General features: G+C 71.2%; 12 protein-coding genes. 4 read left to right on the forward strand and 8 right to left on the reverse strand.

All coding sequences use genetic code 11. The features are described 5' to 3' along the window. Positions 1–84: 84 nt before the first annotated feature. Positions 85–1008 carry a LysR family transcriptional regulator gene (locus tag AB0D18_RS02010; protein ID WP_362411156.1) on the forward strand — a complete coding sequence of 308 codons (924 nt, stop codon included), beginning with the start codon at positions 85–87 and terminating at the stop codon, positions 1006–1008. 22 nt (positions 1009–1030) lie between these two features. Here the strand turns inward: AB0D18_RS02010 and AB0D18_RS02015 are convergent, their stop codons facing one another. Beyond that, the gene (locus AB0D18_RS02015; protein ID WP_362411159.1) at positions 1031–1324 is read right to left on the reverse strand and encodes a hypothetical protein; all 294 of its coding nucleotides are present in this window, start codon (positions 1322–1324) and stop codon (positions 1031–1033) included. A 175-nt stretch (positions 1325–1499) separates the two neighbouring features. Between AB0D18_RS02015 and AB0D18_RS02020 the strand changes: the two genes are divergently transcribed. Both AB0D18_RS02020 and AB0D18_RS02025 read left to right on the forward strand, forming a co-directional pair. Next, a complete protein-coding gene (locus AB0D18_RS02020) occupies positions 1500–2348 on the forward strand; it encodes an NAD(P)H-binding protein (RefSeq protein ID WP_362411162.1) in 849 nt (282 codons plus the stop codon). Between the two features lie 387 nt (positions 2349–2735). Beyond that, the gene (locus AB0D18_RS02025; protein WP_362411165.1) at positions 2736–3515 is read left to right on the forward strand and encodes an SDR family oxidoreductase; all 780 of its coding nucleotides are present in this window, start codon (positions 2736–2738) and stop codon (positions 3513–3515) included. Positions 3516–3604: 89 nt separating this feature from the next. Here AB0D18_RS02025 and AB0D18_RS02030 read toward each other — a convergent pair whose 3' ends face one another. Then, a complete protein-coding gene (locus tag AB0D18_RS02030; RefSeq protein WP_362411168.1) occupies positions 3605–5449 on the reverse strand; it encodes a glycoside hydrolase family 3 protein in 1845 nt (614 codons plus the stop codon). 511 nt (positions 5450–5960) lie between these two features. Here AB0D18_RS02030 and AB0D18_RS02035 point away from each other — a divergent pair. Further along, positions 5961–6632, forward strand: coding sequence for a hypothetical protein (locus AB0D18_RS02035; protein WP_362411171.1), 672 nt, complete (start codon positions 5961–5963; stop codon positions 6630–6632). An 82-nt stretch (positions 6633–6714) separates the two neighbouring features. Here the strand turns inward: AB0D18_RS02035 and AB0D18_RS02040 are convergent, their stop codons facing one another. The 6 genes from AB0D18_RS02040 to speB all read right to left on the reverse strand — a co-directional run bounded on the left by AB0D18_RS02040 (position 6715) and on the right by speB (position 16872). Beyond that, on the reverse strand, positions 6715–8211 hold the full coding sequence (locus tag AB0D18_RS02040; protein ID WP_362411174.1) for a S28 family serine protease: 1497 nt from the start codon (positions 8209–8211) through the stop codon (positions 6715–6717). A gap of 131 nt (positions 8212–8342) precedes the next feature. Then, a complete protein-coding gene (locus AB0D18_RS02045; protein ID WP_362411177.1) occupies positions 8343–8723 on the reverse strand; it encodes a hypothetical protein in 381 nt (126 codons plus the stop codon). A gap of 157 nt (positions 8724–8880) precedes the next feature. After that, the gene (locus tag AB0D18_RS02050; protein ID WP_362411180.1) at positions 8881–12621 is read right to left on the reverse strand and encodes an ABC transporter ATP-binding protein; all 3741 of its coding nucleotides are present in this window, start codon (positions 12619–12621) and stop codon (positions 8881–8883) included. Between the two features lie 203 nt (positions 12622–12824). Then, entirely contained in the window at positions 12825–13775 is a 951-nt protein-coding gene (locus AB0D18_RS02055) for a serine hydrolase (RefSeq protein WP_362411183.1), read from the reverse strand. Positions 13776–13958: 183 nt separating this feature from the next. Then, complete coding sequence (locus tag AB0D18_RS02060; protein ID WP_362411186.1) at positions 13959–15653, reverse strand: thiamine pyrophosphate-binding protein; 1695 nt, start codon at positions 15651–15653, stop codon at positions 13959–13961. Between the two features lie 247 nt (positions 15654–15900). Beyond that, a complete protein-coding gene (gene speB, locus AB0D18_RS02065) occupies positions 15901–16872 on the reverse strand; it encodes an agmatinase (protein ID WP_362411189.1) in 972 nt (323 codons plus the stop codon). Positions 16873–16897: the final 25 nt, after the last annotated feature.

The following is a 16897-nucleotide window of genomic DNA, read 5'->3' on the forward strand; positions in this document are numbered from 1 at the left end:
AGGATCACGCCCACCGACCCTTTAGCACCAGCTCGGATTTCTTCACCGTAGGATGAAGCAACGCTGTCGAATGGTGGTTCTGCGATGCTCGATCTCTCCCGGCTGCGCGCCCTGCACGCGGTGTCCGTCCACGGGTCGGTGGCGGGCGCCGCCACCGCGCTCGGCTACACCCCGTCGGCGGTCTCGCAGCAGATCGCGAAGCTGGAGCGCGAGACGCGGACGAAGCTGGTGGAGCGCCGGGGCCGGGGCATCGCCCTCACCGAGGAGGCCGTCCAACTGGCGGCCACCGCCCATGAGTTGCTCTCGATCGTCGAACGCGCCGAGACGGCACTCGAAGAACGGCGCGGCCTGCCGGGCGGACGCCTGACGGTGGGCGCTTTCGCGTCGGCGGCCCGCGGACTGATGCCGGGCGTACTGGCCGAACTGGCCCGGCGGCACCCGGCGTTGGACGCCCGTATGACGGAAGTGGACCCGCACCTCTCCGTCGACCTGGTCGCCAAGGGCGCCCTTGACCTGGCCGTCGCCCACGACTGGGACATCGCCCCACTGCCCGCCCCCGAGGGCGTCGAACAGGCGGTGATCGGCGACGACCCCTGCGACCTGCTGGTCCCTGCCGGGCACCCGCTGGCCGGCCGTACGGACGTACGCCGCGAGGAGCTCGCCGCCGAACGCTGGATCTGCCAGCCCCCGGGAACGGTCTGCCACGACTGGCTCATGCGCACGCTCCGCACGGCGGGCTACGAACCGGATGTCGCCCACCAGGCAGAGGAGAACCACACTCAACTCGCCCTGATCGCCGCCGGTTTGGGCATCGCGATGATCCCCCGCCTGGGCAGGGGCGAGCTCCCGGAGGGAGTGCTGGCGGTACGGCTGGACCCGGTGCCGACACGACGTCTCTACGCGCTGTGGCGGACGGGGGCGGCGCGCCGCCCTGCGATCCGGGAGACGGTACGAACCCTGCAGGAGCAGTGGCCGGGAAAGGCACCCGCACCCCCTACTCCCCGCTAGTACTCCCCGCTAGTACTCCCCGCTAGTACTCCCCGCTAGGCAGCCGACCGTCCCCGTTGGCGTCGGACCTTTCGGCGCTTTCGGGGCTCTCGGGACGGTGGGAGCCGACCGTCGACGGAATCAGCCGCAGCGCCCGGTCCATGGGCATCGGGAGACGGATCGTCGCGGACAGCGCATAGGGGCCGGTCGCGACGGAGCGGGAGACGAACAGCGCCGGGTCGGGCGGATCGATGAGTTCCGCCGGGTGCCCGGTGGGTTGGAGGGGCCCCCGTTCTGCGTCTCCACGCTGGCCTGAGGCGGCGGGCGGCGGGGTCACGTGGCTCGCCGCCCCACACACCCCGCTCCGCGTGGGCCGAGCTCACGGCGGAGCGGCAACCGCCTTGGACTGCCCGCAGGTGGGGACCGGAAGGACAGGTGCCCTTGACCTCAACTTCTCTTCAGGTTGCACCGTATGAGTGCTGCACCCGCTACTACCTACCGAGGAGAAGACGATGATCCTGGTGACCGGCGCAACGGGAAAGACAGGGCGCCAGGCCGTGGCGCAACTACTGGCGGCAGGCGTGGAGGTGCGCGCCCTGGTCCGCGACCCGGGCACGGCCTCGCTGCCCGACCGGGCCGAAGTGGTACGCGGCGACCTGACAGACGCGGCTTCCGTGGAGGCGGCCATGGAGGGGGTGGACGCGGTCTTCCTCATCTGGCCGCTGCTGACGGCGGACGCCGCGCCCGCAGTGATCGCGGCTGCGGAGAAGCACGCACGCCGCATCGTCTACCTGTCCGCGTGGGGCGTGCCGGACGACGACACCGTGGAGCCGGAGCCCGGCATTCTCGCCTTCCACACCGCGATTGAGCGTGCGATCCGCGCCTCGACCCTGCAGTGGACGTTCCTGCGCGCGGGCGGCTTCGCGTCGAACACCCTCGCATGGGCGGAGCAGATCAGAGAAGGGGACGTCGTCAGCGGCTCGCATGCCCGAGCGACGCGGTCGCTGATCCACGAGGCGGATCTCGCGGCGGTGGCAGTACGGGCACTGACGACAGCCGGCCTGGAGGGCAGGGCCCCGCACCTGACCGGCCCGCAGGCGCTGACCCAGGCCGAGCAGGTCCGTACGATCGGCGACGTCCTCGGCCGCCGGCTGGTCTTCGACGAGCTGGACGAAGAAGCGGCAGCGGCCGCGCTGGAGGCAGCGGGCCTGCCCCCGGCGTACGCCCGCGCCATCGTCGAGGCCCACGGGCAGATGGAGGCGGAGCCGGAGCAGGTGTCGCCGGCGGTGGCCGAGATCACCGGCCGGCCCGCACGCACCTACCGCGAATGGGTCACGGACCACGTGGCGGACTTCGGCTGATGCCCCTCGGGGCTCGGGACCCGGTTCAGCTCCGCAGCCAGATCCGCAGCGGAGCGACCGGCTGGAAACCGTGGCGGAAGGCCGCCGCCAGATCCTGCCCGTGCGGCTCGCCACCGCTCCGGCAGCCACCCGTCCGTCGGGTGGTCGATCCGCCCTGCCGGCGCGGCCGGGTCCGCACGCGGCACCAGTGTCACCGCGTCGGGGCAGTACAGGGGCGTGCGGGTCAAAGCCGTCCAGGCTTGTGGCCCGCCCCGGACAGACCCGTCGAGCGGTTGTCCCCTGCCCGCCGGACGGACGCTCCGCAAACACCCCAGATCCGGCTCACCCGCTCAACTAGGCTGCACAGTTACAGGAGTTGATCGAGGCGCCACAAGGGAAGAGGCCATCATGGGGGAACTGGACGGCAGGACCGCACTGGTGACGGGCGGCTCGCGTGGGATCGGGCGTGCGGTGGCCCTGCGGCTCGCCACCGAGGGGGCGCTGGTCGCGGTCCACTACGGCGGCAATGGCGAGGCCGCCGCGAAGACCGTGGCGCGGGTCGCCGAGGCGGGCGGCCGGGCGTTCGCGGTGCAGGCGCTGTTCGGTGAACGCGGTGCGGTGGACCGGCTGTTCGACGGGCTGACCGCCGGGCTGGCGGAACACGGCGCGGACGGCCTGGACATCCTGGTCAACAACGCGGGCATCCACTCGATCGGTTCGATCGGGCAGCTCACCGAAAAGGACTTCGAGCGGGTTCTGGCGATCAACGTGAGCACGCCCCTGTTCGTGATCCAGCGGGCGCTGCCACTGCTGCGGGACGGCGGACGGATCGTCAACATGGGCTCGGCGGCCACCCGGATCGCGGAGCCCGCCCAGCTCGCCTACACCGTGTCCAAGGCGGCACTCGCCTCCCTCGGTCCTTCGCTCGCCAACGAGTTGGGCCGACGCGCGATCACCGTGAACACGGTCGAACCCGGGGTCGTACTCACCGACATGATCGCCGGCTACGCCGAGATCCCCGGGGCGGTGGCCGCACTTGAGTCGATCACCGCGCTCGGCCGGATCGGCCAGCCGGAGGACGTCGCGGACGTGGTGGGCTTCCTGGCCGGCCCGCAGGGCCGCTGGGTGACAGGCCAGACCATCGACGTCTCCGGCGGCACCTACCTCGGACCGATCACGCCGGGGTGATCCGCCCGGAGCGTGGTGCGCCGACGGCCGACGGCCGGCGCCGACGGCGCACCACGCTCCCGCGCTCCCCCGCTCCCCCGCTCCTGCGGCTAGTAGCTCAGCCCGTACCCCACCCCGTACAGCACCCTCGCCGGATCGTCCGCCCTCTGCACCGGCACCGGCAGCCGGCCCGCCGGGCGTACCTTCCCGGCCAGCACCCGCGCCGCCGCCTGCATCTCGACGTCCGTCCAGCAGTACGAGGCCAGCTGGGCGCGCGCACCCGAGGCCGCCAACTGGGCTACGTCGTACGGGTTTTGAATGGCGACCGTCACGACCGGGACTCCCGTCGCCGCCAGCTCCGTGACCAGCGTCCGCTGGGCGCTCGCCGCCGTGACGTTGCGGGTCGCGACGACCACCGCGTCCGCTCCGGTCCGTGCCGCCGCCACCGCCTCGTCGATCTTCGCGCGCGAAGGGGCCGATCCTGTCGGCAACACCGTTGTGGTGAAGCCGAGTTGGGTGAGAGTGGCGGCCAGGACACCTGTCGGCGGGCCCGTCGTCCCGGAGGGGGAGGCCGGGTCGACCCCCAGCACCAGCACCCGCCGGTGCCGCCGCTTGGAGAGCGGCAGCAGAGCGCCCTCGTTCACCAGCAGGGTCGTCGTCGCGTCGGCGAACCGGTCGGCGGCGGTCAGGTGGGAACGTATGCCCACCGTCCGGTCGACGCCCCGGTGCGTGACGTACGGGTGGTCGAACAGGCCGCGTCGGGCCTTGAGCCGGAGGATGCGCAGGATCGACTCGTCGAGGCGTGCCTCGGTCAGTTCGCCGCTCCTGACCGCCTCCAGGACGGCCCGCCACGCCACGTCCAGGAGGGGAGGGTTGAGGAGCTGGTCGCAGCCGGCCTTCAGGGCGAGTACGGGGACCCGGTCGTCGCCGTACTTGGTGCGTACGCCCTCCATGCCGAGCGCGTCCGTGACCACGACGCCCCGGTAGCCCAGCTCCTCGCGCAGGATGCCGGTGAGGATGGGGCGGGAGAGGGTGGCCGGGTCCTCGGCGGGGTCGAGCGCCGGGACGACGATGTGCGCGGTCATGATCGAGTCGATGCCGGCGGCGATCGCGGCCCGGAAGGGCGGGGCGTCGAGGGCCGACCACTCCTCGCGGGTGTGGTCGATGTACGGGAGTTTGTTGTGGCTGTCGTCCTTGGTGTCGCCGTGGCCGGGGAAGTGCTTGGCGGCCGTGGCGATGCCGGCGCCCTGGTAGCCGCGCACCTGTGCCGCGACCAGCGCTGCCACCGACTTCGGTACGGAGCCGAAGGAGCGGACGCCGATCACCGGGTTGGCGGGGTCGACGTTGACGTCGGCGACGGGTGCGTAGTTCTGGCGGATGCCCATGGCGGCGAGTTCGGCTCCGGCGATACGGGCGGCCTCGCCGGCGTCCCGGGTGCCGCGGCGGAAGGCGCCTGCGCCCAGGGCCATCGCGCCGGGCATCAGGGTGGCCGGTTTGCCGACGCGGGCGACGATGCCGTGTTCCTGGTCGATGGAGATCAGGAGGGGTATACGGGGGTTCTGTTTGAGGCCCTCGCGCTGGATGCCGTTGGAGAGGTCGGCGATCTGGTGCGGGTTGCGGGTGTTGTGCGCCCACGCGAAGTAGATGATGCCGCCGACGTGGTACTTGGCGATCAGTCCGGCGGCGTCGCGGACCCCGATCTCCTTCATGTTCGCGTCGATGTCCGCCTGGTCGGGGTCGGTCGCGGTGTGTCCGTACACCCGCATCACGAAGAGCTGCCCGACCTTCTCCTCCAGGGACATGGCGGAGATGAGTCGTCTCAGCCGGTCGTCGGAGACGGCGGGCCGGTCGGCCGCCACCGCCGCCGGCGTGGCTCCGGTGACTGCCGCGGCCACTGTGGCGGCGCTCGCGGCGAGGAGGGTGCGACGGGAGGGACTGGTGAGGTGTTCCGGCACGGTGACCCCTTCTTGAAGCCCTTGAAGGAAACTTCCAGCGGGGTCACACTTGCCCGAAAGTAAGTACCCGTCAATATCCGTGCACGGGCACGGAGTTGAGCCTGCCGGGTAAGCGAGGCAGGAGAGGGAGGGCGGGGGTGCCCGCCACCGGCGCATTCGGAGGGGGGCGCACCGGTGGCGGGGCGTGCTGCTGGCCGCAGGCGGCTGGAGAGGGGAGTCAGCGGACGCAGCCAGCAGCGAAGGCCGACACCGCTCTGCGGAGACTCACCAGCAGTACGGCGATTGGACGGGGCGGGGTCCGGCTGGGTTCCCGGGTTTTCGCGGTTCCTTCGAAGTTCCCAGGAATTGGTGCGGGAACAGGCGGAAGTGACGGGTGGGATCGAACCCCGGTCCGACACCTGTCTCCGTATGACGGAAGTGCCTCCGTGAGCCTGGCGTGCGCCCGTCTCATCGGGTCACTCTGGGCAGAACCGCACAAGCGTCGAAGTGCAGAGGTATCGGGGGATGCTGCATGCGCAGGACATTGTGGACCATTGCGACATCGGCACGGATCGGCGCGGCACGGATCGGCGCGGCACGGGCGGGGGCCGGAGCAGCGGCCGGGCTGCTGTTCCTGAGCGTGGTGGGCTGCCAGGCCGGTTTCACAGGCGGCGAGGATCCCGGGAGGACGGCCGACAGCCTGCCGGTCACTCCGTCCGGCTACGGCGCGGTCTTCCTCGGCGTCAACGAGTGCAGTTCGTACGGGAAGGCCCCGCGCGAGGTCTCCTGCTCCAGCGAGCGCGCCGCCGCCCGCGTCACCGCCCGCTACAACGGGCAGGCGGCGAACGGCCCTTCCTGCCCTGCCACCACCGACTTCGTCCTGCACATCTCGCAGTCCCGGCCGAAGAGCGAGGAGAACGGCGACGGCGCCGTCCCGCGCGGCTACGCCTGCATGCGCAACCTCACCGCCCCGCACCCCGGCGACGCGGGCGGTGGCGGCGGCCCGCACACGGTCGTCGGGGACTGTGTGTACGGGGCGGGCGGCGGCCAGGTGAAGGAGACCCCGTGCGACGGATCGGGCGACCGCGACCCGGAGTTCAAGGTGGTGCGGGCGGTCACCGGAAGGACCCAGTGCCCGTCCGCCACCCGGCTGTACGTACAGCTGGACGGCGGACGGCCGGTGGGGTGCGCCCAGCCCGTGTGACCACAGGCGCACCCCACAAGCCCGCATGGCAACAGGCGCACCCCACAAGCCCGCGTGACCACAGGCGCACCCCATAAAGGAGTTACGGACGCAGCTCCAGCTCCCCGTTCACCTCGGCCTTGTCCAGCTTCGCGTCGTACGCCGTCAGCCGCTTCGCCTTCGCCGGGTCCGACTGGACGGCGGTGGAGGCCACGCCCGCCCACTTCAGGACCTGGGCGACGGCCGCCGCCTGCTGGCTGGCGGGGAGTCCGGAGATGCGCGCGCCGTGGTTGGCGCCCGGCACGGTGTACACGTGGTTGTCGTTGCGTGCTCCGGCCGCGGGGGCGAAGCGCTCGGAGCCCCACGGGTCGTTCTGCCCGTACACGTACATCATCTGGCGGGCGTTGCTCCGCACCCACCGGTCGACGTCGCGCATCGCGCTGCCGCCGTCCCACTTCATGGGGATGTCGCGGGGCACGTACACCCGCGACTGGAAGTACTCGGGGCCCCACTTCATCAGGCCCTTGAGGTGCGGGTACTTGTACTGGGGTGCGCCGAGCTGGGTGCCCGCCTGGAAGTAGTACGGGGTGTAGCCGGCCAGGTCCTGGTCGCTGGCGGAGCCGAAGCCGGACTTCGCGTCGAGGTAGTGGAAGATCTCGTCGTCGGTGGCGGTCTTCGCCACGGGGACGTCACCGCACTCCTTCTCCGAGCTGTACTGCCAGAAGCCCCAGACGAAGTCGAGGACGGTGTTCTCGAAGCCCTTCTCGACACTGCCGATGGTCTTGAAGGTGGAGCCGTTCTTCTCGGCCTGCGCCTTCGCCCTGGCGAGCAGCGGGGTGCGGCGGACCAGGGCCTCGCGCTGAAGGTTGTTGAGGCGGTCGCGGCACTCCTTGGTGGAGACCGTGCTGAAGAACCGGTCGTACGCCGAGTCCTCGTCGTTGCGGACGTCGTTGGGGGCGACGTACCCGACGACGCCGTCCATGTCCCGCGGGTGGAAGCGCTCGTAGTACGTGGCGGTCATGCCGCCCTTCGAGCCGCCGGTCGCGAGCCACTTCTTCGAGTAGATGGACTTCAGGGCGGTGAAGACGCGGTGCTGGTCGTCGGCGGCCTGCTTGATGTCCAGCTTGGACCAGTCGGCGGGCGCGGGCCTGGACGGGGTGAAGTACCGGTACTCCATGGAGACCTGGTTGCCGTCGACGAGCGCGGTCGGCTCGGCGCGGCCGGGGTTCGTGGAGAGGCCGTAGCCGCTGGTGTAGAAGACGGTCGGACGGCTCACGTCCTTGTGCAGCAGGCTCAGACGCTGCTGGAAGGTGCCGCGCTCGGGGTGGCGGTGGTCGATCGGCTGGGTGTAGTTGAGGACGAAGTAGCGGTAGCCGGCGTACGGCTTCTCCTCGATCAGGGTCATGCCCTTGATGGCGAGGATGCGGTCCTTGATATCTGCGGCGGCGGCATCGCCCGCGGATGTCCCCGATATCGCGGCTGTCCCCGGTATCGCAGGTATCTGCTCGGCGGCCACCGCCGTCCCCGCCGCCCCGCCGGTCGCACCGACGGTGCCCATGAGCACCGCTCCCGCGAGAACTCCCCTGAACGTCTTGCGCATTCGCCACTCCCCTGTCGGCACACGGACAACAGAGGTCAACCTAATGATCCTCAATCCCCCTTGTCTGTAGAGGAATGGAGGAGGATGCAGAGAAGCCGGTCAGGAGAGAAGCCGGTCAGGAAAGAAGCCGGTCAGCAGAGGATCCAGCCGGAGGCCGTGCTCTTCCCGCCCACCGAGCCCTCCACCCGCACGCACCGGTGGAGCGCGAACACCGTCACCGGCCCCGCGTGCCGCGTGTACGTCCCCGAGTCGACGGCCGCCCTGCTCCCGCGCGCCTGGATGCTCACCCGCATCTTCTGCCGTACGCCCGCCCGCTTGGCGACCGTCTGGGCGCACACGTACTGGCGGCTCTTGTAGACGCGGACCTCGCCGGTCGCGAAGCCGTACGTCTTGACCCGTACCCCCGCGCAGGCGGCCGCCGCCGCGTCTGCGGACCCGACGGCAGGACCGCCGAGGGTCAGCAGTCCGGCCGTCATCGCCACCGCGACCGCACCGATCGCCCGTCGTCTCATCTGTCCCATCGGACGCATGGCTGCCCCACCCCATCGAACACACTCGCCCCGTTCATCACGGGATCGTATGCGCGTACGACGCTCAATGGCCATGTGGCGGTTGCACAGTGCACGGAAGGGCAAAGAACAGCACGGAAGGGCACGGGGCAACGAGCCCTCAGACGGCCGCCGGTTCGTCCTCCCCCACGAAGGTGCGCCACAGCCGTGCGTACGTGCCGTCCAGCGCGAGCAGTTCGTCGTGGGTGCCGTCCTCGACGACCCGCCCGTGGTCCATGACCACGACCCGGTCGGCGCGGGCGGCGGTGGTCAGCCGGTGGGCGACGACCAGGGTCGTACGGCGGCCGGTGAGCCGGTCGGTGGCCTGGTTGACCTGGGCCTCGGTGGCCAGGTCGAGGGCGGCGGTCGCCTCGTCGAGCAACAGAACGTCCGGTTCGACCAGTTCGGCCCGTGCGAGCGCGATGAGCTGGCGCTGGCCTGCGGAGAGGTTGCGGCCGCGCTCGGCGACCGCGTGCAGATAGCCGCCGTCGAGGGTGGCGATCATGTCGTGGGCGCCGACCGCGCGGGCCGCCGCCTCGACGGTGGCGTCCGTGGCGTCCGGCCGCCCGTACGCGATCGCGTCCCGGACCGTCCCCGCGAAGAGGTACGCCTCCTGCGGCACGACGCCGAGGCGGTGCCGGTACGCGGTCATGTCGAGGTCGCGCAGATCGCTGCCGTCGGCGGTGACCCGGCCGCTCGTCGGGTCGTAGAAGCGGGCGACCAGCTTGACGAGGGTCGACTTGCCCGCTCCGGTCTCACCCACAAAAGCAACCGTCTGACCTGCGGGTATGTGCAGCGAGACCTCGGACAGGGCCTCTTCGTCGGCCCCGTACTGGAAGGACACGTCCTCGAAGGCGATCTCGCCGCGCAGCGACAGCACGTCCTTCGGGGAGTCCGCGCCGACCGTGGAGGTCGGCTCGCGCAGCAGTTCCTGGATGCGGCGCAGCGAGACGGTCGCCTGCTGGTACCCGTCGAAGACCTGCGAGAGCTGCTGGACCGGGGCGAAGAACAGGTCGATGTAGAGCAGGTACGCGACGAGCGCGCCCGCCGTCAGCGTGCCGGCCTCGATCCGCCCGGCGCCGACGATCATCACTGCGGCGGCCGCCACCGACGCAAGCAGCTGGACGAACGGGAAGTAGACCGAGATCAGCCACTGGCCGCGCACCCGCGCCTGCCGGTAGCTGCGGCTGTTCGCGTCGAACCTCTCCCGCCCCGCCTTCTCCCGTCCGAAGGCCTGCACGATGCGCAGTCCGGCCACGGACTCCTGGAGGTCGGCGTTGACGGCGCCGACCCGGTCGCGCGCCAGCTCGTACGCCTGGACGCTCTTCTTGCGGAAGAAGTACGTGCCGAAGACCAGCAGCGGCAGCGTCGCGAAGACGACCAGCGCCAGCTCCACGTCGATGACGACGAGCGCCACCATCACACCGAGGAAGGTCACGACGGAGACGAACGCGGTCACCAGACCGGTCTGGAGGAACGTCGACAGCGCGTCCACGTCGGTCGTCATCCGGGTCATGATGCGCCCGGTCAACTCCCGCTCGTAGTAGTCGAGTCCGAGCCGCTGGAGCTGCGCGAAGATCTTCAGACGGAGGGAGTACAGCACCCGCTCGCCGGTCCGGCCCGTCATCCGGGCCTCGCTGATCTGCGCACCCCACTGCACGAGCACGGCGAGCAGCGCGAGTCCCGCCGCCGTCCACACCGCGCCGAGCGCGAGCTGGGTGACGCCTTCGTCGATGCCGTGCCGGATCAGCACCGGCAGCAGCAGCCCCATCCCCGCGTCGACGGCGACCAGGCCCAGGCTGACGAGCAGCGGGAGAGCGAAACCGCGCAGCAGCCTGCGCAGTCCGTACGAGTCCTCGGGGGCGACGGCCCGCGCCTCGTCGATGTCCGGTACGCCGTCGGCGGGCGGCAGCGCCTCGACCTGGGCCAGCAGCTCGGGCGTCGCGGGCATCCCCGGCGCCTGGTCGGCCGCCGCCCTGGCAGGGTCGGTCTCGTCCCGTATCCACAGGTCGGGGGTGATCCCGCGCTCGGCGTCGAACTCGGCGGCCAGTTCGGCCTGTACGGACCGGTCGTCCTCGACGGGCGCCTGCACGGGCGTGTGTCCGGGCGATACGCCGCCCAGTTCGTCGGGGTCGGTGAGCAGGCGGCGGTAGAGGGCGGAGCGCCGCTCCAGCTCCGCGTGCGTACCGATGTCGGCGAGGCGTCCGCCGTCGAGGACGGCGATGCGGTCGGCGAGGTTGAGGGTGGAGCGGCGGTGCGCGATGAGCAGCGTCGTACGCCCCGCCATGACGCTCTTCAGCGCCTCGTGGATCTCGTGCTCGACCCGGGCGTCCACGGCCGACGTGGCGTCGTCCAGGAGCAGCAGCCGGGGGTCGGTGAGGATGGCGCGGGCCAGCGAAAGCCGCTGGCGCTGCCCGCCCGACAGCGTCAGCCCCTGCTCGCCGACCTTGGTGTCGTAGCCGTGCGGCAGTTCTTCGATGAAGCGGTCGGCCTGGGCGGCGCGGGCGGCGGTGCGTATCTGCTCGTCGGTGGCGTCCGGGACGCCGTACGCGAGGTTGGCGCGGACGGTGTCGGAGAAGAGGAAGCTGTCTTCGGGCACCAGCCCGATCGCGGCCCGCAGCGAGGCGAGCGTCAGCTCCCGCACGTCGTGCCCGCCGACCAGCACGGCCCCGCGCGACACGTCGTAAAAACGCGGCAGCAGCAGCGAGACGGTCGACTTCCCGCTCCCCGAAGACCCGACGACGGCGACGGTCTCGCCCTCGCGCAACTCCAGCGAGAACCCGTCGAGGACCGGCCGGTCCTCCTCGTAGGCGAAGCTCACGTCGTCGAACTCGACGGTCGCCGGAGCATCTGCCGGAAGCTCCTTGGTCCCGTCCTCGATCGACGGCTCGGTGTCGATCAGCTCAAGCACCCGCTCCACACCCGCGCGGGCCTGCTGCCCGACGGTCAGCACCATCGCGAGCATCCGCACCGGGCCGACGAGCTGCGCGAGGTAGGTGGAGAAGGCGACGAACGTACCGAGGGTGATCTGTCCGCGCGTCGCCAGCCACCCGCCGATGGCCAGCATGGCGACCTGCCCGAGGGCGGGTACGGCCTGCAGGGCGGGCGTGTAACGCGAATTGAGCTTCACGGTCCGCAGCCGGCCCGCGAACAGCCGCCGCGACACCTCCCGCAGCTTCCCGGTCTCCTGCTCCTCCTGCCCGAACCCCTTCACCACCCGCACACCGGACACGGCGCCGTCGACGACGCCCGCGACCGCCGCGGCCTGTCCCTGCGCGTACCAGGTGGCCGGGAACAGCCTCTTCTTGCTGAGCCGGGCGATGAACCACAGGGCGGGGGCGACGGCGAGCGCGACCAGCGTGAGGACCGGGGAGAGCCACGCCATGATCACGAGCGAGATGAGGAAGAGGAGCACGTTCCCGATGGTCATCGGGAGCATGAACAGCAGGCTCTGGATCAGCTGGAGGTCGCTGGTGGCGCGACCGACGACCTGCCCGGTGGACAGCTCGTCCTGCCGCCGCCCGTCGAGCTTCGTGATCGTCCCGTACATCTCCGTACGAAGGTCGTGCTGGACGTCGAGGGCGAGCTTGCCGCCGTAGTAGCGGCGGATGTAGGTGAGGCCGTAGACGACGACGGCCGCGGCTATCAGCAGCCCCGTCCACACGGCCAGTGACCGCGTCCCCGCCCCGATCACGTCATCGATGACGATCTTCGTGATCAGCGGTACGAGGGCCATGACGGCCATGCCGCCGAGGGAGGAGCCGAGGGCGAGCAGGACATTGGTGCGGTACCGCCAGGCGTAGCCGGTCAGCCGGCGCGCCCAGCCCGGTTCTCGTACGACTTGCTGCTCTTGCCCTGCCACGTGGTGCCTCCCGGTCGATCCATGTTCCACCGGAAGGCACCAACGCCGCGAGCTGCGGATTTCATCCCGCCGCAATGTTGCGCGCGAGGTTCACCGGGGTGAAGGGGGGCGCGAACAGGGCGCTCGGCGCGCCGTCGGATCAGCGCGGCATCGGATCAGCGCGCCGTCGGATCAGCGCGCCGTCGCTTCAGCGCGGCATCGGATCAGCGCGGCATCGGCGGAATCACTTCCTGCGGGGCGGCGGGCGGGACGACGGTGGGCACGGGTGCCTCGAAGGTGCGCGCCTTGCCGTCCGTGGCCGGGTTGAGGTCGCGGTGCACGGCCCGCGACACGGCCTGCACCGTGTCCACGCCCTGCTGCATCGTCTTGTTGCCGTGGCTGAGCACGGTGATCGTGTAGTCGTGTCCGAGGCCGGTGAAGGCGCCCAGCGAGTGCACCCGCCACCCCTGCGAGGCACGCGGCAGCCACCCGTTCTTGACCTGTACGCGGGCCTTGCCGGGGGCTCCGGCCGGGGTGCCCCAGCGCTGCGCGGGCACGACGTGGGCCATCCGGTCGAGGATGTAGGCGCGCGAGCCGTCCGTGAGGACGTTGTTGTGTAGGGTGATCAGCCCGAGGAGCTTGCTCTGCTCGGCGGCGTTGACCTGGGTGAGCCCCCAGTAGCCGCCCGCGCCCGGCTTGGTCGCGGCCATCCCGGCGGCCTTCAGGAACGCGTTGATCTTCCCGACCCCGAGCTGCTTCCACAGCGCGGTCGTCGCGTCGTTGTCCGACTTGGTGATCATGGCGTCGACGAGGCCGCGCTCACGGGCGGAGACGGTCCGGTTGGTCTTCTGCGCGTCCCACATCAGCGTCGCCAGGACGGTGACCTTGACGATGCTGGCGGAGTCGAAGCTGTTCCAGCCACGCAGTGAGCAGTACGTCCGGCTGGAGTGCTCGTACACGGCGACGGCGACGGTGCCGGGCCGCCCGCGCAGGGCGGCGGTGATGTCCCCCTGGAGCTTCTTCGCGAGCCCGGCCTTGTTCGAACTGCACGTCACCGCGGGCGCGGCGGCGGTGGCGGGTCCTGCGGCGGCCACCGGGAGGAGAACTCCGGTGGCGAGTGCGACGGCGGTGAGGCCTCTCGATATGCCCTGTATTCGGTTGGTACGTATGGTCATGCCCCGAGTCCCTGTCCCCTGAAATCAGTGATGCGGAAGTGCTCTCAAGGCACTTCCGCATCAGATGACTCAAAGGAGGGGGAAAAGTTGTACGGGTTATGTGTACGTGTTCGGTAACAGGCCCCGGAGTCCCGGCCCTCGACCCCGGCCCTCGGCCCCGGCCCTCGGTCTCAGCCCTCGGTCTCAGCCCTCGCTGAGGTGACTGGGCGCGAACATGCGCGGGCGGGCCGGGAGCACGACCACGGACGGGCCGGGTGTCTTGAGTGCCGCGGCCAGGTCGGCGGCCAGCGTCTCCGGTGTCGTACGGACCCCGGGCACGCCGAAGGATTCGGCGAGGGCGGTGAAGTCGGGGCGGGTCAGCTCCGTGCCGATCGGCTCCTCGTACGTCCCGTCCGCGTACTCGCGCAGGATTCCGTAGCCACCGTCATCCACGATCAGCCAGGTCACCGGGAGGTCGTGCTGGCGGGCGGTGGCCAGCTCGGCGATCGAGTACATCGCGCCGCCGTCGCCGGAGACGGCGAGGACGGGGGTGTCCGGGTCGGCGACGGCCGCGCCCAGGGCCGCCGGGAAGGCGTATCCCAGCCCTCCGGCGCCCTGGGCGGAGTGCATGGTGTTGGGGCGGGCGGGGTCGAAGGCGGACCAGGCCCAGTAGGTCAGGATCGTCATGTCCCAGAAGCTGGGGGCGGTGGCGGGCAGGGCCTCGCGGATCGAGGCGAGAAGCTGCTGTTCGGCGTCCAGCCCCTGGGCGGCGATACGTTCACGGACCCGGCCGAGCACCTCTCGTACCGCTTCCGCCGCGCCCTTGTCGGGGCGGTCCTCGTCGATCGTCTCCAGCAGCGCGGTGAGCGCCAGCCGGGCATCGGCGTGGATGCCCAGCGCCGGGTAATTGGACTCCAGCTTGCCGAGGTCGGCGTCGATCTGGATCATCCGGCCGCGTGGTGCGAACGTTCCGTAATTGCTGCTCAGCTCGCCGAGCCCGGAACCGACGACAAGAAGGACATCGGCCTCCTCCAGGAACTGGGTCGTGTGACGGTCCTCCAGCCAGGACTGGAGGGAGAGCGGGTGGTGCCAGGGGAAGGCGCCCTTGCCGCCGAAGGTGGTGACGACGGGGGCGTTCAGCCGCTCGGCGAGCTGCTTCAGCTTCTTCGAGGCGTCGGAACGTACGACTCCGCCGCCCGCGACGATCACCGGACGGGTGGCGGTCGACAGCAAGTGGGCTGCCACGGCGGTGAGTTCGGGGCGCGGGGCGAGGTTGTGCGGGGTGGCGTCGGGCGCGAGCACGACCGGAATCTGAGTCTCCGCCTCCAGCACGTCCTGCGGAATCTCGACCCAGACCGGGCCGTGCGGGGCGGTCAGCGCGGACTCCCAGGCGTCGGCGATCGCGGACGGGATCTGGGACGGGGTGCGCGCGAGGTGCACGGACTTCACCACGTCCCGGAACGACGCCTGCTGGTCGCGCAGCTCGTGGAGATGCCCGTGCCGGCCGCCGCCCAGGCCGGCCGCCGGGACCTGGCTGGAGATCGCCAGGACGGGGGCGGAGGCGGCAGCGGCCTCCTGGAGGGCGGGGAGGGAGGTCAGGGCGCCGGGGCCGGTGGAGAGGAAGAGCGGGGCGGCCTCGCCGGTGATCCGGCCGTAGCCGTCCGCGGCGAACCCGGCGTTGTTCTCGACGCGCAGCCCGATGTACGACAGCTGCGACCGCCGCAGCGCGTCGAAGAGCGCGAGGGCGTGCTGCCCCGGGAGCCCGAAGACGGTGGTCGCCCCGAGCCCCCGCAACGTCTCCACGACCAGGTCACCACCGGTACGCCCGAGCGGCGGGGCCAGGGCGGCGGCGGTCTGAGCGGGGGTGGGCCGCAGGACGAGGTCGTGATCGTGGGTCATGCACCCAAGCTTCGCGCATGGGGCGTGCTCCGCGTGGGGGGCCGCCCCCTTGCCCACCCGTCCCGCCCCCGGGGGGCGGCCCCGCTGCCCAAGAGGGCTAGGGGGCTAGCGGGGTAAGGGGCAGGCTTTTAGGGGCGCGGGGAACTGCGCGACCAGCCACAACGCACCCGCACACAGAAAACCCCGCCCAGCCGGGCACCACCCCACCCCACCCCGCCCAGCGCCCAGCGCCCATGCGCCCAGCGGATCAGCCCCGCGCAGCCGCAATCTGCCGCGACATGATCGTCGTCAGCTCGTAAGCCGTGTGCGACGCCGCCACCGAAGTGATCTCCGCGTGGTCGTACGCCGGCGCGACCTCGACGACGTCCGCCGAGACCAGGTTGCACGCCGAAAGACCGCGGATGATCTCAAGGAGCTCGCGCGAGGTCAGGCCACCCGCCTCCGGCGTCCCCGTGCCCGGCGCGTGCGCCGGGTCCAGCACGTCGATGTCGATGGAGATGTACAGCGGCCGGTCGCCGATCCGCTGCCGCAGCTGGTCCGCGACCTCGTCCACGCCCCGCCGCATGACGTCCGCCGACGTCACGATGCCGAAGCCCATCTTCTCGTCGTCGGTCAGGTCCTGCTTGCCGTACAGCGGGCCGCGGGTGCCGACGTGGGACAGCGCCTCGGTGTCGAGGATGCCCTCCTCGACGGCCCGGCGGAACGGCGTGCCGTGCGTGTACTCGGCACCGAAGTACGTGTCCCACGTGTCCAGGTGCGCGTCGAAGTGCAGCAGCGCGACAGGACCGTGCTTCTTCGCCACCGACCGCAGCAGCGGCAGCGCGATCGTGTGGTCGCCGCCGAGCGTCATCAGCCGCGCACCCGACCCCAGCAGGTCGTCCGCAGCGGCCTCGATGGTGTCGACGGCCTCGTTGATGTTGAACGGGTTGGCGGCGATGTCACCGGCGTCCGCGACCTGCGCGAGGGCGAACGGGGAGGCGTCCTGCGCCGGGTTGTACGGGCGCAGCAGCCGGGACGCCTCGCGGATCGCGTTGCCGCCGAAGCGCGCGCCGGGCCGGTAGGAGACACCCGAGTCGAAGGGCACGCCGACGACCGCGACGTCCGTACGCCCGCCGACCTCGTCCAGGCGGGGCAGCCTGGCGAACGTCGCCGGTCCGGCGTACCGGGGAATGCGGGACGAGTCGACGGGGCCGCGGGGCTCGGAAGAGGGAGTGTTCATGGTTCGAGCGTAGGCAGCACGACGG

This window comes from Streptomyces sp. NPDC048442, assembly GCF_040651475.1.
In the GTDB taxonomy this organism is placed as follows: domain Bacteria; phylum Actinomycetota; class Actinomycetes; order Streptomycetales; family Streptomycetaceae; genus Streptomyces.